Genomic DNA, 241 nt, shown 5'->3' with positions numbered 1-241 from the left:
AAGTAGTCCAACGCATACCATGCTTTTCTTTTGCATCTGCGAATACACGCTCAATCGTTTCTTTGCGTTTCGCATATATAGGTTTTACCTCTTGATGATGCGCAGATGATCTGCTTCTTCCACATATGCTTGCCAGATATGCCGTGTCACTACTTTTTGATGGTCTTTGCTTTCCGTACACCGTGATAAAAATGAGCATGTTGCACAAATTTGTTTGGACGATTTGTACTCGCGATAGCTT

1 pseudogene is annotated in these 241 nt (G+C 41.5%); it reads right to left on the bottom strand.

From position 1 onward, the window contains the following. Positions 1 to 241: pseudogene (locus AS888_RS25575) on the bottom strand (transposase); the annotation flags it as partial.

It is taken from the genome of Peribacillus simplex (genome assembly GCF_001542915.1).
GTDB classification, from domain to species: domain Bacteria; phylum Bacillota; class Bacilli; order Bacillales; family DSM-1321; genus Peribacillus; species Peribacillus simplex_B.
The sequence above is the reverse complement of the archived record's forward strand: the minus strand, read 5'-3'. Positions and strand labels throughout refer to the sequence as shown.